This window comes from Microbacterium sp. GbtcB4, from assembly GCF_019091465.1.
Taxonomy (GTDB): Bacteria; Actinomycetota; Actinomycetes; order Actinomycetales; family Microbacteriaceae; genus Microbacterium; species Microbacterium paraoxydans.
Genome location: NZ_JAGXJJ010000396.1, coordinates 1 through 244, shown reverse-complemented (window position 1 = coordinate 244; position 244 = coordinate 1). Strand labels below are relative to the sequence as shown.

The window sequence follows — 244 nt, the reverse complement described above, 5'->3', positions numbered from 1 at the left end:
CTCGGCGATCATCGCCTGCGCCTCGAGCACCTCCTGCGCCGCACCACCGGCGGGCTCGCCGCGCTGGGTCAGCTCCTGCGCCACGACGGCGACGGCCTCGCGGGCCCGCGCGCGCTCGGCATCCGCCCCCGCGGTGCTCGGTGGGTTCTCGGGCGCGGGCAGCGCCTCGGTCATGCGGGCGACCGGGCCCTGCGCGACACCGAGACCGCTCCCCACCCCTCCCAGCGCGCTCATCCGGCGGCGT

At 79.1% G+C, this 244-nt stretch carries 1 protein-coding gene; it reads right to left on the bottom strand.

Annotated features, from left to right (window positions below):
- Positions 1–234 (bottom strand): phosphoenolpyruvate-utilizing N-terminal domain-containing protein (locus KVS71_RS18275; protein ID WP_302677829.1); only part of this gene is annotated, 234 nt, incomplete at its 3' end.
- Positions 235–244 lie beyond the last annotated feature (10 nt).